The sequence below is a fragment of the Rhodopseudomonas pentothenatexigens genome (assembly GCF_900218015.1).
Classification (GTDB): domain Bacteria; phylum Pseudomonadota; class Alphaproteobacteria; order Rhizobiales; family Xanthobacteraceae; genus Rhodopseudomonas; species Rhodopseudomonas pentothenatexigens.
Window position 1 is genome coordinate 159,729 of record NZ_UFQQ01000010.1, and the last position, 23,093, is coordinate 182,821.

Below are 23,093 nucleotides of genomic sequence, written 5' to 3' on the forward strand. Positions count from 1 at the left end.
GCCGCTATTTGATTGCGCTGCCGAACAACAGATCGGGCAGGAAGGTGGAGATGATCGGCACGTAGGTGATCAGGATCAGGAAGCTCAGCAGCACCATCAGCCACGGCAGCGCCGCCCTCACCACCTGCATCAATGGCATACCGGTAATACCTGACGCCACGAACAGATTGAGTCCGACCGGCGGGGTCACCAACCCGATCTCCATGTTCACGACATAGACGATACCGAGATGGATCGGATCGATCCCGAGCTGCATCGCGGTCGGAAACAGGATCGGCGCGGTGATCAGCACGATCGCCGTCGGGTCCATGAAGTTGCCGGCGACGAGCAGGATAATGTTGACGATCAGCAGGAAGTGCCAGGGCGACAATTGGGCGTCGGTGATCAGCCGGGCGATGTCCTGCGGGATCTGCGCCGTGGTCAGCACGTGGCCGAACAGGAAGGCGTTGCAGATGATGAACATCAGCATAACCGACACCCGGCCGGAATCCAGCAGCACCTGCGGCACGTCGGTAATCTTCAGATCGCGATAGATGAACACCGCGGCGACGAAGGCGTACACCGCGGCCACCGCGGCGGCTTCGGTCGGAGTGAACACGCCGCCGTAGATGCCGCCCATCACGATGAAGATCAGCAACAGGCCCCACAGCGCCTCGCGGAACAGCGCCAACCGCTCGCGCCACGGCACCTTCGGCTGCCGCGGCAGCTTCTTGATCCGCGCCGCGATGTAGATCGCCACCATCAGGCCGAGCCCCAGCAGCAAGCCCGGGATCACGCCGGCAATGAACAGCCGGCCGACCGAGGATTCGGTCGCCGCGGCGTACACCACCATCACGATCGACGGTGGAATCAGGATGCCGAGCGTGCCGGCGTTGACGATCACGCCGGTGGCGAACGCCTGGGTGTAGCCGACCCGCACCATGCCGGCGATCACGATCGAACCGATCGCCACCACGGTGGCCGGCGACGAACCCGAGACCGCGGCGAACAGCATACAGGCCAGCACCGACGCGATCGCCAGGCCGCCGGGCAGATGTCCGACCGCGGAGATCGCAAAATTGATCATCCGCTTGGCGACGCCGCCGGTGGTGAGAAAGTTGCCGGCGAGGATGAAGAACGGGATCGCCAGCAGCGTGAACTGCTCGGTGGTCTGGAAGAACTTCAGCGACAACGACGCCAGGCTGTCGTTCTGGAACAGCAGGATGGTGAGGATCGAGGACAGGCCGAGCGAAATCGCAATCGGCATGCCGATCAGCAGAAAGCTGAGCAGCGAAGCGAACAGGAAGATAGTGTTCATCGCTGCACCGTCGTCGCGTCGAGTTCGGGATGATGTTGCACGTGATGGACTGCTTCGCGCGCCTCGTCGGCGAGCTCGTAACCGCCGGAGCGGCCGGTGACGATGCGCCAGCCCATCTCGACCAGCCGCACCGCGAGCATCAGGAAGCCGAGCGGCAGGCAGAGCGACAGGATCCAGCGCGCGACCGGAATGTCCTCGGCCTCGACGTCGATGATGAACAGCCGATACACGTAGTCGTAGGAGCCGTAGATCATCAGCCCGGCGTAGAGCAGCGCCAGCGCCACGACCAGCAGGCCGACGGCGCGCCGGCCGTTGCGCGGCAGCAGATTGACGACCGCATCCACGCCGATATGCGCGCGCACCCGCACGCAATAGGCGATGCCGATCATGACGAGCCAGGCGAACAGATAGAAGTTCGCCTCGAGAGCCCAGATGAAGCCGGAGTTGAAGCCGTAGCGCAGGACGACCTGAATGAAGGTCAATACCGTCATCACGCCGAGGATCAGAGCGATCAGCCCCTCCTCGACGCGGTGGAACATCTTCCGCAGCGACACGGCCCCCCCCCTATGTCAGTCGGAACGACGTCGGCCGCGGATCGCCGCGGCCGACGCGCCGGATCAGTTCGACTTGTTCGATGCGACCGCGGCGTCGATCAGGTCCTTGCCGATCGCGCCTTCGAACTTGGCCCAGACCGGCTTCATCGCCTCGACCCACTTGGCGCGCTGCTCGGCGCTGAGCTGATGAATCTTGCTGGCGCCGGAGGCCTGGATCTTCTGCTTGGCCTCTTCGTTCAGCTTGTTGGCGATCTCGTTGTTGACCTTGGTGGCCTCGTCCATCGCCTTCTTCAGGTCGTCCTGCAGGTCCTTCGGCAGGCCGTTCCACCACTTGGCGTTGACCACCACCATGTAGTCGATCACGCCGTGGTTGGATTCGGTGATGTCCTTCTGCACTTCGTAGAACTTCTGCGAGAAGATGTTCGACCAGGTGTTCTCCTGACCGTCGACGGTGCCGACCTGCAGCGCCTGATACACTTCCGAGAAAGCGAGCTTCTGCGGCACGGCGCCGAGCTGCTGGAACTGCGCGGCGAGGATGTCGGAGGCCTGAATGCGGAATTTGAGACCCTTGGCGTCTTCCGGCACCAGCAGCGGCTTGTTGGCCGAGATCTGCTTCATGCCGTTGTGCCAGTAGGCGAGACCGAGAAAGTTCTTGGCCTCCATCGACTTCAAGAGGTCCTGCCCCGCCTTGCCTTCCTGGAAGCGATCGACGGCGTCGATGTCGTTGAACAGGAACGGCAGATCGAACAGCTGGATCTTCTTGGTGAACTTGTCGAACTTCGACAGCGACGGCGCGATGAACTGCACGTCGCCGAGCGCGACCGCTTCCATCTCCTTGGCATCGCCGAACAGCTGCGAGTTCGGATAGACTTCGACCTTGACCTTGCCGCCCGTGTACTTCTCGGCGAGCTCCTTGAACTTGAGCGCGGCCTGGCCCTTGGGCGTGTTCTCCGCCACCACGTGGCTGAACTTGATGACGATCGGCGACTGCGCTGCGGCCGGGCCCACCAGCCCGAGCACGGCGATCGATGCGAGTGCGAGAATGGATTTACGCATGTTTTCTCCCGATTCCTTTTGAGGAACGCATCCGCGTCCCTGCCCCGTCCGATTACCAGCCGCACCAATACAGAGAAGCACTACGAAAGGCTATTGCCCCTTCGAAGGGGCGGCGTCAACAACTGCCGCAGTGCGAAAAAAGGGCGATGCACAACGGCATCGCCCTTTCGGTTCATTCCAGAAGTTGCAGGCCGCACGACCGGTTGTGCGACTTATTCACGCAATCAGCCGGCCACCGCGACGGTCGGCGCGTCCTCCCGCGCAGCGCGCTGGCGCTTGGCGACAATCTTGTTGAGGGCTCCCAGATACGCCTTCGCGGACGCCACCAGGGTATCGGGATCGGCGGCACGCGCCGTCATCGAGCGACCTTCGTGGCTCAGCCGCACCGAGACTTCCGCCTGGGCGTCGGTGCCCTCGGTGACGGCGTGGACCTGATACAGTTCCAGCTTGGCGTCGTGCGGCACCAGCGCCTTGATGCAATTGAACACCGCATCCACCGGACCGTTGCCTTCGGCCTCCTCGATCCGGATCTGGCCGTCGACGTCGAGTTTCATGGTGGCGCGCTGCGGAACATGGGTGCCCGCGATCACCGTCAGCGAGTTCAGCTTGATCTGGTCCTGGCCGTGCAGCAACTGCTCGTCGACCAGCGCCTCGATGTCCTCGTCGTAGACGTCCTTCTTGCGGTCGGCCAAGGCCTTGAACCGCACGAACACGTCCTCGATCTGGTTGCGCGACAGCTTGTAGCCCAGCTCTTCCAGCTTGTGGATCAGGCCGGCGCGGCCCGAGTGCTTGCCCATCACCAGCGAGGTGCCCTTCACGCCCACGGTCTCCGGGGTCATGATCTCGTAGGTCTGGGCGTTCTTGATCATGCCATCCTGATGGATGCCGCTCTCGTGGGCGAACGCATTCCGGCCGACGATCGCCTTGTTGTACTGCACCGGGAACGAGGTCGCGGCCGATACCGTCTTGGAGGCATGCGTCAGCATCGTCGACTCGATCCGGTTCCAGTACGGCAACTTGTCCTGCCGCACTCGCATCGCCATCACCACCTCTTCCAAGGCGGCGTTACCGGCGCGCTCGCCGATGCCGTTGATGGTGCATTCGATCTGGCGCGCGCCGCCGGCGACGCCGGCCATCGAATTGGCGACCGCCATGCCGAGGTCGTTGTGGCAGTGCACCGAGAACCGCGCCTTGTCGGCATTCGGCACGGTTTCACGCACCTTGCGGAACAGCTCGCGATATTCCTCGGGCACCGCGTAGCCGACGGTGTCCGGCAGGTTGATGGTGCTGGCGCCCGCCTTGATCGCCGCCTCGATGCAGCGGCACAGGAAGTCGAACTCGGTGCGGGTGGCGTCTTCCGCCGACCACTCGACGTCGTCGGTGTGGTTGCGGGCGCGGGTCACCGACGAGATCACCATCTCGTAGACCTGCGCGGCCTCCATCTGCAGCTTGTACTTCATGTGCACCGGCGAGGTGGACAGGAAGGTGTGGATGCGGCCGCGCTCGGCCGGCTTGATCGCCTCGGCGCAGCGGTCGATGTCCTTGTGCGCCGCGCGCGACAAGCCGCAGATCACCGAGTTCTTCGAGCGTTTGGCGATCTCGTGCACCGCCTCGAAGTCACCGTCGGAGGCGAACGGGTAGCCGGCCTCGATCACGTCGACGCCCATGTCGTCGAGCATCCGGGCGACGTTCAGTTTCTCCTCGAACGTCATGGTGGCGCCGGGGCACTGCTCGCCGTCACGCAAGGTGGTGTCGAAAATGATGACGCGGTCCTGTTCGGACTGGGTGGTGGCAGTCATGAAAAATATCCTTTGGTCGGGGCGCCGCGCAGGCGCATGAGGGGCTGGCTGTGGTGCGATCCCCTGAGTGCCCAGGCAAAACTGCCCAGACGGCCCTCAGGGGCGGCTAAGAAGCAGCAGCCCGCCAAGCGCGAGGGTCTCGAGCGCTTCGAAAGCGGCGGCGGCCGGAATCAGCACAGCCGGAATCGCGGACACGGCGGTAATCGCCGTTCCTTCCATCCCGATGCTGGCGCTGCCCATCGTCATTCCCGACACCTTCAGGGTCCTATCGTCTGCGACAACCGCTAAAAGAGCGTTAGGTTGACGCAAGAGTCCGACGGACCGAACGGCTAGTCTTGTAAACGACCTCGCCACCGTTTCGCAACGCCAAATCGCGGGCAGAAGCTCTGATAAAGCGTCAGAAACCCTGACCTAAACCATGGTCGGGTTGGCGATGCGCCGCCGTGGGTTTCTTCACCCGCCGAAACCGCTTATGGCTGAGCACAGCCGCATGACCCCGACCGGAGCACCTACGTTGAACTCGATCGACCTCTCGACGCTCGCCGCCGCCAGCCCCACCATCCGCCACGACTGGACCCGCGAGGAAGCCGCGGCGATCTACAACGCGCCGTTCGCCGATCTGATGTTCCGGGCGCAGACCATCCACCGCCAGTCCTTCGATCCGAACCAGGTGCAGTGCAATCAGCTGCTCAACGTCAAGACCGGCGGCTGCGCCGAGGATTGCGGCTATTGCAGCCAGTCCGCCCATCACGACACCGCCCTGCCCGCCTCCAAGCTGATGGAGCCGGCCAAGGTGATCGAGGCCGCCAAGGCGGCGCGCGACGCCGGCGCGACCCGCTACTGCATGGGCGCGGCATGGCGCTCGCCGAAGGAGCGCGACATGGCTCCGATCATCGAGATGGTGAAGGGCGTCAAGGCGCTCGGCATGGAAGCCTGCATGACGCTCGGCATGCTGAGCGACGATCAGGCCAAGCAGCTCGCCGACGCCGGTCTCGATTACTACAACCACAACGTCGACACCTCCGAGGAGTTCTATTCCTCCGTGGTGAAGACGCGCAGCTACTCCGACCGTCTCGATACGCTGGAGAAGGTCCACGACGCCGGCATCAAGGTTTGCTGTGGCGGCATCCTCGGCCTCGGCGAAAAGCCGACCGACCGGGTCGAGATGCTACGCACCCTCGCCAACCTGCCGCAGCATCCGGAGAGCGTTCCGATCAACATGCTGATCCCGATCGAAGGCACCCCGATCGCCAAAACCGCAACCCCGGTCGATCCGTTCGAATTCGTCCGCACCATCGCGCTGGCGCGGATCATGATGCCGAAGTCCGATGTCCGCCTCGCCGCCGGCCGCACCGCGATGAGCGACGAGATGCAGGCGCTGTGCTTCCTCGCCGGCGCCAATTCGATCTTCATCGGCGACACCCTGCTGACCACCCCGAACCCGGGCGACAGCAAGGACCGCGCGCTGTTCAACCGCCTCGGCATCACCCCGCGCGACGACCTCGGCGTCCACGCCCACGGCTGAGAGGCGACGACGCTCCGATAAACGCGTCACGGCCGGGGGGGGGCCCGGCCTTGACGAGGTGCTTGCGCGTGTAAGCTCATGGTTCGAGACGGCGCTTCGCGCCTCCTCACCATGAGGCAGCGTTGGCTGACCTCACGCGCTCTGCTTAGTCCCTCATGGTGAGGAGCCTCGGCATCGCTTGAAGAGCGAGGCCGAGGCGTCTCGAACCATGTGGCCGCGGCGTCACCGAACTTTCTTACTCAATCCTCCCCGCGCAGCAGCATCGTCAGGTAGGTGGTGACGAAGCGCGGCATGGTGGGTAGGAAATCGTCCTTCGATCGCACCAGGTGCACGCGGCTGAACTCCGGCTCTTCGTCCCGGGCCAGATGAGCTTCGATCCGTTCCTTCAGCGCGTCGCCGGGCAAGTACACGTCGAGGATCCGCAGCATCGCCACCAGCGCTCCGGCCTCGACGCAGTGCCAATGATCCGCCGCGCGATAATCCGACCGCACCAGTCCGGTCTCTTCCTTGACCTCGCGCGTGACGCTGGCGGCGATGTCGAGGCGGTGATTGCGGACGTCGGACAGGTCGGGCGTGCCGCCGGCGAAATACACCTTGCCGGCGTTGGCGGTGTGCGAGCCCATCTCGCCAAGCACGATCGCGCCGTCAGCGGCTCGGATCACCCCCATGCCGAAGCCGTTGAACACCGATGGGTCGGGGAAGTCCCAATCCCGCCAGGACAGGAAACTGGCGTAATCGACTTCGAAATACTCGGCGCTGAAGCTGCCGCCGTCGAACCGCGGCCGGCGGCCGAGCAGCACCCGGCCGTTCCACAATTTCGGTTGCGAGACTTGGCGCTCGGCAAAATGCGCATCGATCTCGGCGCGGCGCTTGTCGGCGAACGGCCAGGCAAAGCTGCTGACCCACAGATCGAGATTGTTCACCCGGTGGATCGTGACGGGCCCCGGATTGATCACGCACGCACCTTCACTTCGAACCACCCGCACCCTTCGCCGCCTGTTCGACGAAGGCGTTGGTGTAGGTCTTGGTGACGTCGATATTGGCCTTCGCCACGTCGGGCGAGCCGGTGCTGAACACCGCCAGCACGGCGTCCGCGCCCTTCGGATCCATCAGGCCGGTGGTCGAATACATCGGGATCGTGTTCTTCAGCGCGGCAACGTATTGCGCCTTGTCCTTGCCGACGATGTTCGGCGGCATCCTGTCGGCGATATCCTCGGCGGAGTGACTGTGGATCCATTGCAGTGTGGCGAGGATCGCATTGGTGAGGCTCTGCGCCTCCTTGGGATGCGCCTTGATCCAGGCCACGGTCGAGTACAGCGCGCCGCCCGGATAGTCGCCGCCGAACACCTCGCGGGTGTCGTGCTCGGTGCGGGTATCGCTGAGGATGCGCAGGTCGGCATGCGCCGCCTGCAAAATCGTGACGGCCGGATCGAGCATCACGGCCGCGTCGATCTGGCCCTGCTGCATCGCCGCCACCGCGGTGGCGCCGAGGCCGACGCCGATCACCGCGACGTTGTTCGGATCGACGCCGTGCTTCTTCAACAGATACTTCAGAAAGAAATCAGTCGACGATCCCGGCGCGCTGACGCCGACTTTCTTGCCGGCGAGATCCTTGATCGACTTGATCTCCGCGGTGTGGGCCGGAGATACGGCCAGCACCAGACCGGGATAGCGGTCGTAGACCACGAAGCTCTGCATCTCCTGCTTCTTGGCGGCGAGGTTGACGGTGTGGTCGAAATAGCCGGAGACGACGTCGGCGCTGCCGCCGAGCACGGCTTTGAGCGCATCCGAGCCGCCCTTGAGGTCGACCAGTTCGACGGCGAGCCCGGCCTTGTCGTATTCGCCGAGCTGCTTGGCCAGCACCGTCGGCAGATAGCACAGGCAGGCGCCGCCGCCGATCGCGATCGTCACCTTGCTCTGCGCCTGCGCGGCGCCGGCGGTGAGCAGGAGCGCGGCAAGCGCCGCAGCGAGGTGTCGAAAGCCGGCCTTCATGGCGTTGGTTCTCCCCAGACGAAGCGGCCAGGACAATAAGCCAAAGCCGCGCCTCCCTCTAGTCCGCCTGCTGCGCCCCGCTCGGCTGCGGCCGCCACACGAGCAGGCGCCGCTCCACCAGACTGACCGCGAGATCAATCAGGATCACGAACACCGACAATACGAACATTCCGGCGAACACGCCGGCGACGTCGAAGGTGCCCTCGGCCTGCTGGATCAGATAGCCGAGCCCAGCGGCAGCACCGAGATATTCCCCGACGACTGCGCCGACCACCGCAAAGCCGATCGCGGTGTGCAGCGATGAGAACATCCACGACAGCGCCGACGGCCAGAACACGTGGCGCATCATCTGCCGCTCGCTCATGCCGAGCATCCGGGCGTTGTCGACCAGTGTCGCGCTGGTTTCCTTGACGCCCTGATAGACGTTGAAGAACACCACGAAGAACACCAGCGTCACGCCGAGCGCGACCTTGGACCAGATGCCGAGCCCGAGCCACAGCGTGAAGATCGGCGCCAGCACCACCCGCGGCAGCGCGTTGACCATCTTCACATAGGGATCGAACACCGCCGCCACCCGCGGCTGCCGGGCGAACCAGAACCCGACCAGCACGCCGGCGAGCGAGCCGATCACGAAGGCGAGCAGCGATTCCTGCAGCGTGATCCATAAGTGCTTCCAGATCATGCCGGAAGCGAACCAAGCGATCACCTGCTTGGCCACATCCACCGGCGTCGAGAAGAAGAACGGCGGCAGCAGCAGCCTGCCGGCGATCGGCACGGTGGTGAGCACCTGCCACAGCGCCAGCGCGACGATCGCGACGAGGAACTGCAAGGTGAGAAGCTTCAGACGCGGCATGGCGAGGTTCCCGCTTGCTCACCTTCTCGTCGACCAGCAACGAGGCGCCTCCGCTCCCCTCCCCCTTGCGGGGGAGGGTCGGGGGTGGGGGTCCGCGAGCACTGAGCTCGTGGCCACCCCCCACCCCAACCCTCCCCCGCAAGGGGGGAGGGAGTTCGCCGTGCAAGGGGAAATTCAGTGGCCTTCAATATCATCCCCATCACGCCACTTGCCCATACGCCTTCATCACCTGCTCGCGCAGCACCGCCCAGATCTCACGATGCAGTGCGTGGAAGTCGTGGGTCAGGCGGATTTCGAAGATGTCGCGCGGACGCGGCAGCTTGATCCGCCAATCGCCGACGATGCGCGAAGACGGCCCCGCCGACATGATCACCACCCGGTCGGCGAGCGCGATCGCCTCTTCGAGATCGTGGGTGACGAACAGCACCGCCTTCTTGTGCGCGCTCCACAGCTCGAGCAGCAGATTGCCCATGATCTGCCGGGTCTGCGCATCGAGCGGGCCGAACGGCTCGTCCATCAGCAGGATCTTGGGATCGCGGATCAGCACCTGCGCGAGCCCGACCCGCTTGCGCTGGCCGCCGGACAGCATGTGCGGATAGCGCTGCGCAAACGCACCGAGCCCGACCGTCTCCAGCCAGCCCTGCGCGCGCGCCAGCGCTTCGCTCCGCGGCGTGCCGGCGATCTCGAGGCCGATCGCGACATTGTCGATCGCAGTCTTCCACGGAAACAGCGCATCGGCTTGAAACAGATATCCGGCCTGCGGATTGAGGCCTTCCAGCGATGCTCCAAAGATCCGCACCGTGCCGGCGGCGGGGCGCAGCAGCCCGGCCGCGACGTTGAGCAAGGTCGACTTGCCGCAACCGGTCGGCCCGACGATGGCGACGAACTCACCATCGGCCACCGTCAGCGTCGCGTTCTCCACCGCCGTATAGGTCCGCGCATCGGCGAGCCGGAACGCCACCGTGGCGTCCTGCAGCGCCACCGCCGCACTGTCCGTCTGAATCACGCCCTCTCCCCGCTTGCCTGCTTGCAGCGACCATTCAACGCCGCGCGCCGACATGCAAGTCCGGCTTGCGCCCTGCCGCCTCCGGCAGCCATGCTGCGATCATGACGAACGCAGCTTCGCCGATGATCGGCTACGACAATGTCGCCAAGAGTTTCGGCGGCGGCCGGATCAAGGCGATCGACGGCGTCTCGCTCACAGTGCAGCGCGGCGAACTGCTCGCCATCGTCGGCGGCTCAGGCTCCGGCAAGACCACGCTGCTGCGGCTGACGAATCGCCTGATCGACGCCGATGCGGGCGCAATTGCGATCGACGGCCGCGATGTCCGCTCCGTCGATCCGATTGCGCTTAGGCGCGGCATCGGCATGGTGTTCCAGAACGGCGGGCTGTTCCCGCACCTCAGCGTGGCCGGCAATATCGGCATCACGCCAAAGCTGCTGAACTGGCCGAAGACCGAGATCGCTGCCAGGGTCGATGAACTGCTCCATCTGGTGCGGCTCGATCCGGCTCAGCACCGGAACCGGCTGCCGCACCAACTCTCCGGCGGCCAGCGCCAGCGCGTCGGCGTCGCCCGCGCGCTCGCCGCAAGGCCGGAGATCGTGCTGATGGACGAGCCGTTCGGCGCGCTCGATCCGCTGACCCGCGATGTGCTCGGCGGAGACTTTCGCGCCCTGCACGACCGGCTACAGCTCACCACCGTGCTGATCACCCACGACATCACCGAGGCGCTGCTGCTGGCAGATCGGATCGCGGTGATGCACCGCGGACGATTGCTGGCGCTCGGCACCGCGACCGAACTTGCGGGCAGCCGAAGCGCCTACGTCGCCGAGCTGCTGCGGACGCCGCGCCGGCAGGCGCAGCGGCTCGGCGCGTTGCTGCCGCGGGACGGCGCGGCATGAGCCAGTTCGCCGATCCGCGCTGGCACGACGCGCTCGGCAATCTGCCCGACTATCTCGGCGCGCATGTTCGCGTCAGCCTGGCGGCGCTTGCGCTCGGGCTGATCGTCAGCCTGCCGCTGGCGATCGTCGCCCGCCATCGCCCTTTGCTCCGCGGCGCCCTGCTCGGCTTCGCCGGCGTGGTGCAGACCATCCCCGGCCTCGCCCTGCTGGCGTTGTTCTATCCGCTGCTGCTGGCACTTGCGGCGCTGTCGGCGAGCACGTTCGGCGTCAGTTTCTCCGCCTTCGGTTTCCTGCCCGCGGTGCTGGCGTTGGCGCTGTATTCGATGCTGCCGGTGCTGCGCAACACCATCACCGGGCTCGATAGTGTCGATCCGGCGCTGATCGAAGCGGCCCAGGGCGTCGGCATGATCGAGCGTCAGGTGCTGACGATGGTCGAGCTGCCGCTGGCGCTGCCGATGATCATGGCCGGCATCCGCACCGCCGCGGTGTGGGTGATCGGCACGGCGACGCTGTCGACGCCGATCGGCCAGACCAGCCTCGGCAACTACATCTTCGCCGGGCTGCAGACCCAGAATTGGGTGCTGGTTCTGTTCGGCTGTGCCGCCGCCGCGGCGTTGGCGCTGGTGGTCGATCAATTGCTGGCGCTGGTCGAAGCCGGTCTGCGTCGCGGCAGCCGTCTGCGTATCGTGCTCGGCGCGGCAGGTGGCGCCGCGATCATGATCGCGACGTTGATGCCGGGCGGTGCAACACAGGCGACCTATGTGATCGGCGCCAAGACCTTCACCGAGCAATACGTGCTCGCCGCATTGCTGCAGCAACGACTCGACGCCAGTGGTCTGCCAACGACCACGCGCGCCGGCCTCGGCTCCAGCGTGATCTACGACGCGCTCAAAAGCGGCGACATCGACGCCTATGTCGATTACTCCGGCACGCTCTGGGCCAATCAGTTCAAGCACCCCGGCATCGCCGCACGGGACGAAGTGCTTGCGGACCTCAAGACCGACCTTGCCAAGGACGGCGTCACCCTGCTCGGCGAGCTCGGCTTCGCCAATGCCTATGCGCTGGTGATGCCGCGCGCCAAGGCCGAGGCGCTGAACATCCGCTCGATCGCCGACCTTGCCGCCCAAGCGCCCTCGATGACGATTGCCGGCGACTACGAGTTCTTCTCGCGGCCGGAATGGGCGAACCTGCGTAGCGCCTATGGCCTGGCATTCAAGACCGAGCGGCAGATGCAGCCGGATTTTATGTACGCCGCCGTCGCTTCCGGCGAAGTCGACCTGATCGCCGGCTACACCTCGGACGGGCTGATCGCCAAATACGACCTCGTCGTGCTCGACGATCCGAAACAGGCGATCCCGCCCTACGACGCGGTCCTGCTGCTCGCGCCAAAGCGCGCGAACGACAGCAAGCTGCGTGCAGCCCTGCAGCCCCTGCTCGGCCGTATCGACATCGAGGCGATGCGCGCCGCAAACCTGCAGGCGGGATCAAGCAGCACACCGGACGGGGCGGCGCGCGCGTTGTGGGACCGCGTGAAGCGGCACTGATCGGCTCGGCGAAATGACGGACTACGTCTTCGGCTTCAACCCAAGCCGTTTCGCCACGACCTTGTCGATCCAGCGCGGCGGCAGCTTGGTCGAGAGCCAGAATTGCATCGGTCCCGGGGTGATCACGTCGTGTGCCTTGGGTGACGGCGCGGTCAGCGCGTCATAGACGTGCTGCGCGATCGTCTCCGGCGGCAGACCGCTTTTGTCCATCTCAGGCAGCAGCGCGCGCAGCTTCTGCAGCGCCGGATAGAACGGCGAGTTCGCAAACCGCGACACGTCCTCCCGCTCGGCCTTGGCCCAGATCGGCGTCTTCACCGCGCCCGGCATGATCACCACCACGTCGATGCCGAACAGCATCAGCTCGCGCCGCAGCCCGTCCGAAAGGCCGTTCAGCGCGTACTTGGAGGCGGAGTATGCGGCCATCAGCGGATTGCCGAACTTGGCGGCGATCGACGACATCATCACGATCCGCCCTGGCGCACCGCGCAGCGACCGGTCGGCGCCGAGCAGCGGCGCGAACGCCTGGGTGGCGACGATCGGCCCGATCACGTTGACCTCGAACTGGCGGCGGAATTCATCGGCGGGCAGATCCAGCACCGCCCCCGCCACCGCGATACCGGCGTTGTTGACCAGACCGGCCAGGGTTTCGCCGTCGAGCGCCGTCCGGACCTGGTCGGCCGCGGCTCGGATCGCCACCTCGTCGGTCACGTCCAGGACCAGCGGCGTGAAACCAGGCCCGAACTCGACGATCAGCCGCTCGGCATCGCTGTGCTTGCGCACGCTGCCGAACACGCGAAACCCCTTGTCCAGCAACACTTTCGCAATGGCATGGCCGATCCCGGTGGAGACGCCGGTGACGACGACAGACTTCATGGCTCACTCCGTTCGAAGGTGAGCATCCTATCACAGCAAAACGGGACCGCGTCACCGCGATCCCGTTGCTGAAAGTCGGCCGGCCTGCCGCGCGGCCGAACCGCGCGGCGCGACGAAACGTTGTTACCGCCCCGCTGCGGCCAATTCGCCCTTGATGACGTCGCCGAAGCGCTGCCAGCGTTCGCCCTTGAAGGTCATCATCTGGAACTGATCGATCGGCGCGAAGTCGGTCGGCGAGGTGTTGACGGTGACGCCCGGCAGCAAACCGTCGAGCTGCACGCCCTTCATGTTGGCGGCCTGCTTCATCAGATTTTCGCGGGTCAGCTCGTCGCCGCACATCCGAAGCGCCTGCTCCATGGTCTGGGCGATGCTGTAGCCGGACAGCACCGTGCTTTCCATCGCTTTGCCTTCGGGGATGTATTTGTCGACGAAGGCGTAGAATTTCTTCATGCCGGGATCGTCGTTCCACTGCGGATCGGTCGGATCCTTAGCGAAGGTCGCGGACACCAGATCCTGCGCGTTCTCGAGGCCGGCGGGCTTGAGCACGGTGCCGAGCGATGACGAAGCGTTCGGCACGATGTGCAGCGGCTTCCAGCCGAGTTCGGCGACCTTCTTGATCGACTGGGCGGCGAACTTGCCGGTGGCGAACGAGAACAGCGTGTCGGCGCCGGACGCCTTCAGCTTGACGATCTGCGAGTCGATGGTCGGCTCCGCGACTTCGTAGCTGGCCTCGGCGATGAGCATCGACGCGGCCTTGTCGCCCAGCCCTTCCTTCATGCCGCGGATGTAGTCCTTGCCGAAATCGTCGTTCTGATAGAGCACGCCGATCTTGGCGTTCGGCTTCTCCTTCAGAAGATACTTGGCGTAGGCGGTGGCTTCGGCATGGTAGCTCGGCAGCCAGCCCATGGTCCACGGGAACTGCTTCGGATCGTTCCAGCGCGTGGCGCCGGTGGCGAGGAACAGTTGCGGCACCTTTCGGGCGTTGAGGTACTTCTGGATCGCCACGTTCGACGCGGTGCCCACGTTGCCGACGATCGCCATCACCTCGTCGCTCTCGACCAGCTTGCGGGTCTGCTCGACCGTCTTCGGCGGCGAGTACGCATCATCGTAGGAGATCAGATTGATCTTGCGGCCGTTGATGCCGCCTTCCTCGTTGATCTTCTTGAAGTACGCCGCGTAGGTCTTACCGAGGATGCCGTAGGCCGAGGCCGGGCCGCTGTACGGCACGGTGTTGCCGAGCTTGATTTCGGTATCGGTGACGCCGGGGCCGTGTTTCTTCTGCGCCAGCGCGGGAGGCGCGGCCAAAATGGCGATCGCGGCCGCGAAGGCAGCCACGGAAGTCGTCGTCTTACGCATTTTTGATCCTTCTTCTTGCGTTTCCTCGATGCGGCTGGTGCCGCGCGAAGCTCTCCCGTTGGTCGGGGTTGTTTGCGGCGCGTCGGAACGCGCGTTGTTGTTCAGGTCGAATTCGTAGAGGTCGTGCCGCCCTGCTCCGCCAGCGCCCGCACATCGGCGGCGGCTGTCTCGACGTGGCACCGCACCAGCGCGGCGGCGGCCGCCTCGTCGCGCGCTTCGACTGCGGCGACGAAAGCGTGGTGATCGTCCAGCGAGCGGCGGCGGATCGCCTCGGATTCGAAATAGCGCTGCCGCCAACGTCGGCTCATCAGCATCAACGGCGTCAGCGTGCGCACCAGGATGCGGTTCTGGCTGGCGGCGACCAAAGCGAGATGGAAGTCGACGTCGGCTTCGGCCATATCGCCGCCGGCCTGGATCGTCGCCGCGTAGGCCTGCAGTGTTTGATGAAGCTTGGAGAGATCGGCGTCGGTGCGCCGCTGGCAGGCCAGCCGCAGCGCCTGCTCCTCGCAGATGATCCGCGCCTCGGTGACATCGCGGGTGATTTGCGGATCGAAGGTCAGCCCGAGATCGGCCTGCAGCACCAGCGCGTCGAGGCCGCCGTCCTCGACGGCATTGCGCAAATAGATGCCCGATTTCGGCCGGCGCTCGGTGATGCGCATCGCATCCAGCACCGCCAGCGCCTCGCGCACCGAACTGCGCGCCACCCCGAACCGCTCCGACAACTCCCGCTCCGACGGCAGCCGGTCGCCCCTCGCCAGCCGGTGATGCTGCACGAATTCCAGCGTTTTGCGGACCGTATGCGAGGTCTCGGAACTGAGCGGGATCGCCATATCTGACCCTACCAATCTGGTCTGACCAGATCAAGCAGAGTGGCCTGCGGCGGATTGCATCGGCACCATTCCTGCGCAAACGAAAACGGGACCGCGTTGCAGCGATCCCGTTCGCATTAGGTATAGCTCGAAGCCCAGCGCCGAGCACAGCGATCTCCCTCGCCCCGCTGTTGCGGGCAGAGGGTTGGGTGAGGGGCGACGCGAGCACGGAGTCTCGGCCGCGATGAGACGCCCCCTCACCCGGATTGCTGCGCAATCCGACCTCTCCCCGCACGCGGGGAGAGGTCGCCACGCTGCTTAGTTCTTCGACTTGTCGACCAGTGCGCCCTTCTTGATCCAGGGCATCATGTCGCGGAGTTTCGCGCCGACTTCCTCGATCGGGTGCTGCGCCAGCTTGGCGCGGGTCGCCTTGAACGAGGTCTGGTTGACCTTGTTCTCGAGCATCCAGTTGCGGGTGAAGATGCCGTTCTGGATGTCTTCCAGCACCCGCTTCATCTCCGCCTTGGTCTCGGCGGTGATGATGCGCGGACCGGTGACGTACTCGCCGTATTCCGCGGTGTTGGAGATCGAGTAGTTCATGTTGGCGATGCCGCCTTCATAGATCAGGTCGACGATCAGCTTCACTTCGTGCAGGCACTCGAAATAGGCCATTTCCGGCGCGTAGCCGGCTTCCACCAAGGTCTCGAAGCCCGCCTTGATCAGCTCGACCAGACCGCCGCACAGCACCACCTGCTCGCCGAACAGGTCGGTCTCGCACTCCTCGCGGAACGAGGTCTCGATGATGCCGGCGCGGCCGCCGCCGATCGCCGAGGCGTAGGAGAGGCCGAGGTCGTGAGCGTTGCCGGAGGCGTCCTTGTGGATCGCGATCAGGCACGGCACGCCGCCGCCGCGCTGATACTCGGAGCGCACGGTGTGGCCCGGGCCCTTCGGCGCGACCATCAGCACGTCGAGGTCGGCGCGCGGCTCGATCAGGTTGAAGTGAACGTTGAGGCCGTGGGCGAACAGCAGCGCCGCGCCCTGCTTCATGTTGTCGTGCAGATGCTCGCGATAGATGTCGGCCTGCAGTTCGTCCGGCGTCAGCATCATCATCACGTCGGCCCACTTGGCGGCTTCGGCGACGTCCATCACCTTGAAGCCGGCATTCTCGGCCTTCTTGGCCGAGGCCGAACCCTTGCGCAGCGCGATCGCGACGTCCTTGACGCCCGAATCCTTCAGGTTCAGCGCGTGGGCATGGCCCTGGCTGCCATAGCCGATGACGGCGACCTTCTTGCCCTTGATCAAGTTCAGATCGGCGTCGCGATCGTAGTAAACTCGCATCCTCGTTCCTCTTTCTCGGCGGCCCGTCCCGCCCGTGCTGGTATGATCGGGCCAAGCCGGCCGACCGTTGAATTGCCGCTGGTTTTTAGGGGTCCGGGTGCCCGGACACAAGCCCGCGGCGGCGATTTGTGGCGGTTAGGACAGCATGGCTGCCGCGATGCGGAAAACCCGCCGCTTACGACTTTTGGCGCCCCTCAGCCGACCTCCGGCAGCGGCGGCCGGGCGCGGCCAAACAGCAGCATGATGGCGAGGCCGGCGACCACGATCAGCATCCCGGCGAGCCGCAGCGGTCCAAACGTCTCCCCGAACACCAGGCTCGACGCCCCCGCCCCGATGAACGGCACCAGCAGTGCAAAAGGCACAACCTGGGCAGCGCTATAGGCGTGCAGCAGCCGTCCCCAGATCCAATAGCCGATGGTGGTCGAGCCGACCGACAGCGCCAGCATCGCGCTCATTACGCCGGGCGACAGATGCGTCAGCGACTCGACGATCGCTGGACCGCCGTCGGCGACCAGCCCCGCCAAGGCGAGTGGCGGCAGCGACGCCAGACTGATCCAGGCGAACAGATCGAGCATCGGCACGTCGCGGGCCCGGCGCAGCAGCAGATTGGTAAAGGCGAAGGCGATCGGCGCCGTCATTGTGACGGCGAAGGCGACCAGCGTGAAATCATAGCCGACGGTGAAGCAGATCATCAGCAGGCCGCAGGCTGCGACGCCGATCCCTGCCAGTTGCGCGCGGGTCGGCCGCTCGCCGAGCAGCACCGCCGCGAAGGCGATCGTGAACAAGGCCTGGCTCTGCACGATCACCGCGGTCAGCCCCGCCGGCACGCCCTGCGAGATCCCCCAGCTCTGCGTCAGATATTGCCACACCAGCAGCAGGCTGATCCCGACCCACACCGTCCACGCCAGCTTCGGCCGCGGCAGCACCAGGCACGGCAGCGCGGTGATGGCGAAACGCAGCAGGTTGAGCACGGTCGGCGACATTTCACTCAGCGCGTAGCGCGTGAACACGAAGCCCAATCCCCAGATCACCGCAACCAGAACCGCAAGCGCCGTGTCGGCGGGCTTCATCGTCGTTTCCGTCCCCGTCTCGTCGGGCACCATCGTGCCTTTGCAGCGGTCCTAGCCGATCTGGCGCAGATCCGGCACCCGCTTCTGGCGCGGAGCTGCATTTCGCCGCGTCCGGCGTCCCGTGTTCGGGGGCGACATCCTGCCGCGCGAACGGGTGCGGCGGCGCACAGGAACGATGCGGAATAGCCCCGGTTGGCGGCGCAGGGGCGACACCCACACCAGAGAGGAAGATCCATGATCAAGCAGACTTTCGTTGCCGCGCTCCTGTCAGTCGCGCTCGGCACCACCGCCTTCGCCGCCGGTCCAGGGGGGATGGACAGCACCAAGAACGCCGGCGGCACCGGCAGCTCGGCCCAGCAGACCACCGGCTCCGCCCAGAATTCCCAGTCGGCGCAGAACCTTCCGCAGCAGATTCGCAGCAAGCTGCAGAACAGCGGCTTCACCGACATCACCGTCGTGCCGCAGACCTTTGCGGTGTCCGCCAAGGATCGCGACGGCGATCCGGTCATGATGATGATCGGTCCGCACACCATGACGATCATCCAGGCGATGAACGCCGGCGATCAGCAGACCACGGGCAGCGGCTCTTCGTCCTCCGGTAAGAGCACGTCGTCCAGCAGCAGCAAGTAACGCTTCGCCAATGGTCGGGACCGAGGCCTGACGGCCTCTGTCCCGCCGGAGGAACACGAGATGCAGTCCGGCCTCGTTCACGTCCTGCTGGTGACACCGATCGCGTACGCCGCTCTGGTGCTGTTCGTACGCATCTCCGGTAAGCGCACGCTGACCAAGCTGAACGCGTTCGACCTCGTCGTCACCGTGGCCCTCGGCTCGGTGCTCGCCACCACCGCGCTCGACAGCGGCGTGTCGCTCGCACAGGGCGTGCTCGCGCTGGCGATGTTGATCGCTCTGCAATATGCGATGACCTGGGGATCGGTGCGTTCGTCTTGGTTTCGCGATCTGATCAAGAGCGAGCCGACGCTGCTGCTGTATCGCGGCGCTCACATCGAGTCGGCGATGCGCGCCCAGCGGGTGACCGCGGACGAAATCGAGGCGGTCGTGCGCAGCAGCGGCCTGGACTCGCTCGCCGACGTCGACGCCGTGGTGCTGGAGACGGACGGCTCGTTCAGCGTGGTGCGGTCGGTGAATTGGAGCCGGGCCGGTGCCCTTGCGAGTATCCCTCGCCCCACCGAGCGGTAGGCCACGGAACCAGCGGCGCGTTCGGCGGTTGGGCGATATGGCGGCGGTCCGCAGGGGGCCGCAGCCCTATCGGAGAGTGTCGAAGAATGGCTTTGATTCCGCACAACACCCTGATCGTGGTCGCCGACGGGCGCGGCGCCATGCTGCTGCGCAACGTCGGAAAGCCGGCCAAGGTGACGCTGCGTCAGGAGCGCAAGCTGGAGCCGACCAATCTCGAAGACGACGGCCCGTCGGGCTCACGCCCCGAGGATCAGACCGCCAGCCAGACCGACGAAGCCACCTTCGCCAAGCAGCTCACCAACACGCTGAACAAAATGAAGCTCGACGGCGAGTTCGATCAGCTCGTGCTGGTCGCCGACCCGCAGACGCTCGGGCAGATCCGCCCGATCCTACACAAGACGGTCGAAGCCTCGCTGATCCGCTCGCTGGCGAAGGACCTCACCAACCACCCGCTCGATCAGATCGCCGAGGCGATCGCCGCGTAGCGGCCGCCTGTGGCGCAAGCGCAGCCGTGGCTATTGACCGCCGCGGTAGCCGCTCAAAGTGGCTGCTTCGATGCCGAGGATGACGGCCAGCATCGCACGCACGTCTTGCATCAATGGCGACGGTGCTCGTTCGATTTTGCGAAACAGGCGCGACGGTCCGTGAACCGCGCGTATTTGGTTGACGAGCACCATACCGCGGGTTTTCAGACCTTCAGGCAACGGCACATTGAAAGGCCACTCACCAGCACTCGACGAAATCGGGCAAATCACCGCCCGTCCTGAGAGATCATTGTAATCGTGCGCGGTGATCACAAGAACCGGCCGGCGTTCGCCTTGCTCCGTGCCGAGAACCGGGTCGAGATCCGCCCACACGATGTCACCGGCGTCGTGAACGGGCATCGCGCTTCTCAGGCGAGACGATCCTCATCGGCGTCCCATCCGGGCCGGGCCCGATGAGGCCACGGGAATAATCATCGTCGATGATTTCGGAGCCTCGGTCGCGCCCCCAATCCACCAGATCGGGAGGCTTCAGTCCGCGACGTTTGGTTTCGTCCAGCATTTCCGCCAGACGCCGCGCCGACGTCTTGACCGGCTTTCGCAATCGAAACCCGTCGGCTTCGAGCGTCAAATCCAGTTCGCTTCCGTCGGTCACGCCGACGCTCTGCGCGGCTGCCCTCGGCAGCCTCACGCCCAGGCTGTTGCCCCACTTTGCGACCTTGACCTTCACGGCGGCCTCCTTCGGCTCGGATATCCAATGTATATCCGAGCCGGCGAGAATGCCAGCGCCGCTACATCCCCTCCGCGCCGCGGCCGATCGCGGCGACGCCGGTGCGGACGACTTCGACCAGCCCGAGCGGGCGCATCAGTTCGATGAACTGATTGATCTTCGACGAATTCCCGGTGATCTCGAACACGAAGCTCTCGGTCGAGGCGTCGATCACCCGGGCACGGAACGCCTCGGCGAGCCGTAGCGATTCGACGCGATGCTCGCCGACGCCCCGCAGCTTGACCATCGCAAGCTCCCGCTCGATCGAGCGCCCGGTCAGCGTCATGTCGACGACGCGATACACCGGAACCATGCGGTCGAGCTGGTTCTTGATCTGCTGGATCACCATCGGCGTGCCGGTGGTGACGATGGTGATGCGGGACAGGTGCTTCTGCGCCTCGGTCTCCGACACCGTGAGGCTCTCGATGTTGTAGCCGCGACCGGAGAACAGCCCGATCACCCGGGCCAGAACGCCGGGCTCGTTCTGCACGATCACCGACAGCGTGTGAGTCTCGTTCGGATCGTGGCGCTCTTCCATGAAGTAAGCGGATGCGGGCTGGGTCATCTCAATTCCCTGTCAAACTCGGGTCCGATCGCATCGGACAATTCTGGTTGCACGCGGCGCCGCCCCACCCTCTGCCGTCATCCCCGCGGAAGCGGGGATCCAATATTCCAGAGCTTTGCTTAAACAAAACGCGCTCTGCGATACTGGGTCGCCCGGTCAAGCCGGGCGATGACGGCGGCGCAAGGGGCACCGCCGTTGGTAACAATCACCTCAGGCCGTTATCCTCACACCAGCGCCTTGCCGCCGGCAAAGGCGGCTGCGGTGGCTTCGTCGGTGGCTTCGGCCGGCAGCAGCATTTCATTGTGCGCCTTGCCCGACGGGATCATCGGGAAGCAGTTCTCCAACGCGGCGACGCGGCAGTCGAACAGCACCGGCTTGTTCACCTTGATCATGTCCTGGATCGCGCCGTCGAGATCGGACGGCTTGATCACCTGCATGCCGACCGCACCGTAGGCTTCAGCCAGCTTGACGAAGTCCGGCATCGCTTCGGTGTAGGAGTGCGACAGACGGTTGCCGTGCAGCAGTTGCTGCCACTGCCGCACCATGCCCATGTACTGGTTGTTGAGGATGAAGATCTTGATCGGCAGTTCGTACTGCACCGCCGTCGCCATCTCCTGGATGGTCATCTGCACCGAGGCATCGCCGGCGATATCGATGACGAGGCTGTCCGGATGCGCCACCTGCACGCCCAGCGCCGCCGGCAGGCCGTAGCCCATGGTGCCGAGACCGCCCGAGGTCATCCAGCGCTTCGGCTGTTCGAAGCCGTAGAACTGCGCCGCCCACATCTGATGCTGACCGACTTCGGTGGTGATGTAGGTGTCACGGCCGCGGGTCGCCTCGTACAGCCGCTGGATCGCGTATTGCGGCATGATGACGTCGTTGTTCTTCTTGTAGGCGAGCGAATTGCGCGCGCGCCAGGTCGCGACCTGCTGCCACCACGACTTGATATCGGGCTTCTTGGCCTCGGCCTTGAACACGCCCAGCAGGTCGGCGAGAACGGTGGCGACGTCACCGATGATCGGCACATCGACGCGGATGTTCTTGTTGATCGACGAGGGATCGATGTCGATGTGGATCTTCTTGGCGTGCGGCGCGAATGCGTCGGTGCGGCCGGTGATGCGGTCGTCGAACCGCGCGCCGATGCACAGCATGACGTCGCAATCGTGCATCGTCATGTTGGCTTCGTAGGTGCCGTGCATGCCGAGCATGCCGAGCCAGTTCTTGCCCGAAGCCGGATAGGCGCCGAGCCCCATCAGCGTCGAGGTGATCGGGAAGTCGGTGATCTCCACCAGCTCACGCAGCAGCCGCGACGCCTCGGGACCGGAATTGACCACGCCGCCGCCGGAATAGATCACCGGCCGCTTGGCGTTCGCCAGCAGCGCGACCGCTTTGCGGATCTGAGCGGGATCGCCCTTCTTGCTCGGCACGTAGGAGACGTGAACATCGGCCTTGCGCGGCGGATGATAGGTGCCGGTGGCGAACTGCACGTCCTTCGGCACGTCGACCACCACCGGGCCCGGACGCCCGCTGGTCGCGACGTAGAACGCCTCGTGCAGCACCTTCGGCAGATCCTCGATCCGGCGCACTAGCCAGTTGTGCTTGGTGCACGGCCGGGTGATGCCGACGGTGTCGCATTCCTGGAAAGCGTCGTTACCGATCAGATGGGTCGGCACCTGGCCGGTGATGCACACCAGCGGGATCGAATCCATCAGCGCATCGGCCAGCGGCGTCACCATGTTGGTAGCGCCCGGGCCCGAGGTCACCAGCACCACGCCCGGCTTGCCGGTCGAGCGCGCATAGCCCTCGGCCGCGTGGCCGGCGCCCTGCTCGTGCCGGACCAGGATGTGCTGGACGTCGGACTGCTGGAAGATCTCGTCGTAGATCGGAAGGACTGCGCCACCCGGATAGCCGAAGATGTGCTCGACACCGTGATCCTTCATCGCGCGGACGATCATCGCCGCACCGGTCATCTGGTTCGGATCGTGGCTGTTGCTGTCGCTCATGTTTAGGCTCCGGATGCGCCTCGGGCGCTGACGTTCAGGTGGTTCGGACAAGCTCGATTCAGGAGAACCGTGTTCAGGCAATAAAAAAGGGCCCGTCGAAGGCCCTCAG

24 protein-coding genes are annotated in these 23,093 nt (G+C 65.1%); 6 read left to right on the forward strand and 18 right to left on the reverse strand.

Going from position 1 to position 23,093, the window contains the following annotated elements; all coding sequences use genetic code 11:
* Positions 1-4: 4 nt before the first annotated feature.
* The 5 genes from DWA33_RS11540 to DWA33_RS25190 form a co-directional block, all read right to left on the reverse strand.
* Positions 5-1,297, reverse strand: a complete 1,293-nt coding sequence (locus DWA33_RS11540; protein ID WP_114358236.1) for a TRAP transporter large permease — start codon at positions 1,295-1,297, stop codon at positions 5-7.
* Positions 1,294-1,851 carry a TRAP transporter small permease gene (locus DWA33_RS11545; protein ID WP_114358237.1) on the reverse strand — a complete coding sequence of 186 codons (558 nt, stop codon included), beginning with the start codon at positions 1,849-1,851 and terminating at the stop codon, positions 1,294-1,296. The genes DWA33_RS11540 and DWA33_RS11545 overlap by 4 nt, the downstream gene beginning before the upstream one ends.
* Positions 1,852-1,914: 63 nt before the next feature.
* Entirely contained in the window at positions 1,915-2,907 is a 993-nt protein-coding gene (locus DWA33_RS11550) for a TRAP transporter substrate-binding protein (protein ID WP_114358238.1), read from the reverse strand.
* Positions 2,908-3,131: 224 nt separating this feature from the next.
* Positions 3,132-4,706, reverse strand: coding sequence for a 2-isopropylmalate synthase (locus DWA33_RS11555; protein ID WP_114358239.1), 1,575 nt, complete (start codon positions 4,704-4,706; stop codon positions 3,132-3,134).
* A 96-nt stretch (positions 4,707-4,802) separates the two neighbouring features.
* Positions 4,803-4,952: a hypothetical protein gene (locus DWA33_RS25190; protein ID WP_167443186.1), complete on the reverse strand. Its 150-nt coding sequence runs from the start codon at positions 4,950-4,952 to the stop codon at positions 4,803-4,805.
* 268 nt (positions 4,953-5,220) lie between these two features.
* Between DWA33_RS25190 and bioB the strand changes: the two genes are divergently transcribed.
* Complete coding sequence (gene bioB / locus DWA33_RS11565) at positions 5,221-6,231, forward strand: biotin synthase BioB (RefSeq protein ID WP_114358241.1); 1,011 nt, start codon at positions 5,221-5,223, stop codon at positions 6,229-6,231.
* 239 nt (positions 6,232-6,470) lie between these two features.
* Here bioB and DWA33_RS11570 read toward each other — a convergent pair whose 3' ends face one another.
* The 4 genes from DWA33_RS11570 to DWA33_RS11590 form a co-directional block, all read right to left on the reverse strand.
* Entirely contained in the window at positions 6,471-7,187 is a 717-nt protein-coding gene (locus DWA33_RS11570; protein ID WP_114358242.1) for an NUDIX hydrolase, read from the reverse strand.
* A gap of 10 nt (positions 7,188-7,197) precedes the next feature.
* Entirely contained in the window at positions 7,198-8,223 is a 1,026-nt protein-coding gene (locus DWA33_RS11575) for an ABC transporter substrate-binding protein (protein ID WP_114358243.1), read from the reverse strand.
* Positions 8,224-8,281: 58 nt separating this feature from the next.
* The gene (locus DWA33_RS11580; protein WP_114358244.1) at positions 8,282-9,076 is read right to left on the reverse strand and encodes an ABC transporter permease; all 795 of its coding nucleotides are present in this window, start codon (positions 9,074-9,076) and stop codon (positions 8,282-8,284) included.
* Positions 9,077-9,275: 199 nt separating this feature from the next.
* Positions 9,276-10,136, reverse strand: coding sequence for an ABC transporter ATP-binding protein (locus DWA33_RS11590; protein ID WP_167443187.1), 861 nt, complete (start codon positions 10,134-10,136; stop codon positions 9,276-9,278).
* A gap of 47 nt (positions 10,137-10,183) precedes the next feature.
* Here DWA33_RS11590 and DWA33_RS11595 point away from each other — a divergent pair, with 47 nt between their 5' ends.
* Both DWA33_RS11595 and DWA33_RS11600 read left to right on the forward strand, forming a co-directional pair.
* A complete protein-coding gene (locus DWA33_RS11595) occupies positions 10,184-10,978 on the forward strand; it encodes an ATP-binding cassette domain-containing protein (protein WP_430707890.1) in 795 nt (264 codons plus the stop codon).
* Complete coding sequence (locus DWA33_RS11600; RefSeq protein WP_114358246.1) at positions 10,975-12,522, forward strand: ABC transporter permease/substrate-binding protein; 1,548 nt, start codon at positions 10,975-10,977, stop codon at positions 12,520-12,522. The genes DWA33_RS11595 and DWA33_RS11600 overlap by 4 nt, the downstream gene beginning before the upstream one ends.
* A gap of 21 nt (positions 12,523-12,543) precedes the next feature.
* Here the strand turns inward: DWA33_RS11600 and DWA33_RS11605 are convergent, their stop codons facing one another.
* The 5 genes from DWA33_RS11605 to DWA33_RS11625 form a co-directional block, all read right to left on the reverse strand.
* Positions 12,544-13,395, reverse strand: coding sequence for an SDR family oxidoreductase (locus DWA33_RS11605; RefSeq protein ID WP_114358247.1), 852 nt, complete (start codon positions 13,393-13,395; stop codon positions 12,544-12,546).
* A 123-nt stretch (positions 13,396-13,518) separates the two neighbouring features.
* Positions 13,519-14,751, reverse strand: a complete 1,233-nt coding sequence (locus DWA33_RS11610; RefSeq protein ID WP_114358248.1) for an ABC transporter substrate-binding protein — start codon at positions 14,749-14,751, stop codon at positions 13,519-13,521.
* 101 nt (positions 14,752-14,852) lie between these two features.
* Positions 14,853-15,581: a FadR/GntR family transcriptional regulator gene (locus DWA33_RS11615; RefSeq protein WP_114358249.1), complete on the reverse strand. Its 729-nt coding sequence runs from the start codon at positions 15,579-15,581 to the stop codon at positions 14,853-14,855.
* A 297-nt stretch (positions 15,582-15,878) separates the two neighbouring features.
* Positions 15,879-16,898 carry a ketol-acid reductoisomerase gene (gene ilvC / locus DWA33_RS11620; protein WP_114358250.1) on the reverse strand — a complete coding sequence of 340 codons (1,020 nt, stop codon included), beginning with the start codon at positions 16,896-16,898 and terminating at the stop codon, positions 15,879-15,881.
* A 194-nt stretch (positions 16,899-17,092) separates the two neighbouring features.
* Positions 17,093-17,968, reverse strand: a complete 876-nt coding sequence (locus DWA33_RS11625; RefSeq protein ID WP_114358294.1) for an EamA family transporter — start codon at positions 17,966-17,968, stop codon at positions 17,093-17,095.
* A 234-nt stretch (positions 17,969-18,202) separates the two neighbouring features.
* On the opposite strand from DWA33_RS11625, the gene DWA33_RS11630 reads away from it, so the two are divergent.
* The 3 genes from DWA33_RS11630 (at position 18,203) to DWA33_RS11640 (ending at position 19,650) form a co-directional block, all read left to right on the forward strand.
* On the forward strand, positions 18,203-18,598 hold the full coding sequence (locus tag DWA33_RS11630) for a hypothetical protein (RefSeq protein WP_114358251.1): 396 nt from the start codon (positions 18,203-18,205) through the stop codon (positions 18,596-18,598).
* A 60-nt stretch (positions 18,599-18,658) separates the two neighbouring features.
* On the forward strand, positions 18,659-19,165 hold the full coding sequence (locus DWA33_RS11635) for a DUF421 domain-containing protein (RefSeq protein WP_114358252.1): 507 nt from the start codon (positions 18,659-18,661) through the stop codon (positions 19,163-19,165).
* Positions 19,166-19,251: 86 nt separating this feature from the next.
* Positions 19,252-19,650 (forward strand): host attachment family protein, encoded by a 399-nt coding sequence (locus DWA33_RS11640; RefSeq protein WP_114358253.1) that lies wholly within the window; start codon positions 19,252-19,254, stop codon positions 19,648-19,650.
* A gap of 30 nt (positions 19,651-19,680) precedes the next feature.
* On the opposite strand, the gene DWA33_RS11645 is transcribed toward DWA33_RS11640, so the two are convergent.
* The 4 genes from DWA33_RS11645 to DWA33_RS11660 all read right to left on the reverse strand — a co-directional run bounded on the left by DWA33_RS11645 (position 19,681) and on the right by DWA33_RS11660 (position 22,984).
* Positions 19,681-20,049, reverse strand: coding sequence for a type II toxin-antitoxin system PemK/MazF family toxin (locus DWA33_RS11645; RefSeq protein ID WP_114358254.1), 369 nt, complete (start codon positions 20,047-20,049; stop codon positions 19,681-19,683).
* Entirely contained in the window at positions 20,027-20,377 is a 351-nt protein-coding gene (locus DWA33_RS11650) for an AbrB/MazE/SpoVT family DNA-binding domain-containing protein (protein WP_114358255.1), read from the reverse strand. Before DWA33_RS11650 ends, DWA33_RS11645 begins: the two co-directional genes overlap by 23 nt.
* 61 nt (positions 20,378-20,438) lie before the next feature.
* Complete coding sequence (ilvN, locus tag DWA33_RS11655; protein ID WP_114358256.1) at positions 20,439-20,981, reverse strand: acetolactate synthase small subunit; 543 nt, start codon at positions 20,979-20,981, stop codon at positions 20,439-20,441.
* A gap of 224 nt (positions 20,982-21,205) precedes the next feature.
* Positions 21,206-22,984: an acetolactate synthase 3 large subunit gene (locus DWA33_RS11660; RefSeq protein WP_114358257.1), complete on the reverse strand. Its 1,779-nt coding sequence runs from the start codon at positions 22,982-22,984 to the stop codon at positions 21,206-21,208.
* Positions 22,985-23,093: the final 109 nt, after the last annotated feature.

Excerpts from the sequence above, each read along its gene's own strand:
- DWA33_RS11550 (WP_114358238.1), bottom strand. The coding sequence starts at position 2,907 with ATGCGTAAATCCATTCTCGCACTCGCATCGATCGCCGTGCTCGGGCTG.
- DWA33_RS11555 (WP_114358239.1), bottom strand. The coding sequence starts at position 4,706 with ATGACTGCCACCACCCAGTCCGAACAGGACCGCGTCATCATTTTCGAC.
- ilvC (WP_114358250.1), bottom strand. The coding sequence starts at position 16,898 with ATGCGAGTTTACTACGATCGCGACGCCGATCTGAACTTGATCAAGGGC.
- DWA33_RS11615 (WP_114358249.1), bottom strand. The coding sequence starts at position 15,581 with ATGGCGATCCCGCTCAGTTCCGAGACCTCGCATACGGTCCGCAAAACG.
- DWA33_RS11595 (WP_430707890.1), top strand. The coding sequence starts at position 10,184 with ATGACGAACGCAGCTTCGCCGATGATCGGCTACGACAATGTCGCCAAG.
- DWA33_RS11610 (WP_114358248.1), bottom strand. The coding sequence starts at position 14,751 with ATGCGTAAGACGACGACTTCCGTGGCTGCCTTCGCGGCCGCGATCGCC.
- DWA33_RS11635 (WP_114358252.1), top strand. The coding sequence starts at position 18,659 with ATGCAGTCCGGCCTCGTTCACGTCCTGCTGGTGACACCGATCGCGTAC.
- DWA33_RS11580 (WP_114358244.1), bottom strand. The coding sequence starts at position 9,076 with ATGCCGCGTCTGAAGCTTCTCACCTTGCAGTTCCTCGTCGCGATCGTC.
- DWA33_RS11660 (WP_114358257.1), bottom strand. The coding sequence starts at position 22,984 with ATGAGCGACAGCAACAGCCACGATCCGAACCAGATGACCGGTGCGGCG.
- DWA33_RS25190 (WP_167443186.1), bottom strand. The coding sequence starts at position 4,952 with ATGACGATGGGCAGCGCCAGCATCGGGATGGAAGGAACGGCGATTACC.
- DWA33_RS11600 (WP_114358246.1), top strand. The coding sequence starts at position 10,975 with ATGAGCCAGTTCGCCGATCCGCGCTGGCACGACGCGCTCGGCAATCTG.
- DWA33_RS11575 (WP_114358243.1), bottom strand. The coding sequence starts at position 8,223 with ATGAAGGCCGGCTTTCGACACCTCGCTGCGGCGCTTGCCGCGCTCCTG.
- DWA33_RS11540 (WP_114358236.1), bottom strand. The coding sequence starts at position 1,297 with ATGAACACTATCTTCCTGTTCGCTTCGCTGCTCAGCTTTCTGCTGATC.
- DWA33_RS11625 (WP_114358294.1), bottom strand. The coding sequence starts at position 17,968 with ATGAAGCCCGCCGACACGGCGCTTGCGGTTCTGGTTGCGGTGATCTGG.
- DWA33_RS11590 (WP_167443187.1), bottom strand. The coding sequence starts at position 10,136 with ATGTCGGCGCGCGGCGTTGAATGGTCGCTGCAAGCAGGCAAGCGGGGA.
- DWA33_RS11645 (WP_114358254.1), bottom strand. The coding sequence starts at position 20,049 with ATGCCCGTTCACGACGCCGGTGACATCGTGTGGGCGGATCTCGACCCG.
- DWA33_RS11605 (WP_114358247.1), bottom strand. The coding sequence starts at position 13,395 with ATGAAGTCTGTCGTCGTCACCGGCGTCTCCACCGGGATCGGCCATGCC.
- ilvN (WP_114358256.1), bottom strand. The coding sequence starts at position 20,981 with ATGACCCAGCCCGCATCCGCTTACTTCATGGAAGAGCGCCACGATCCG.
- DWA33_RS11630 (WP_114358251.1), top strand. The coding sequence starts at position 18,203 with ATGATCAAGCAGACTTTCGTTGCCGCGCTCCTGTCAGTCGCGCTCGGC.
- DWA33_RS11640 (WP_114358253.1), top strand. The coding sequence starts at position 19,252 with ATGGCTTTGATTCCGCACAACACCCTGATCGTGGTCGCCGACGGGCGC.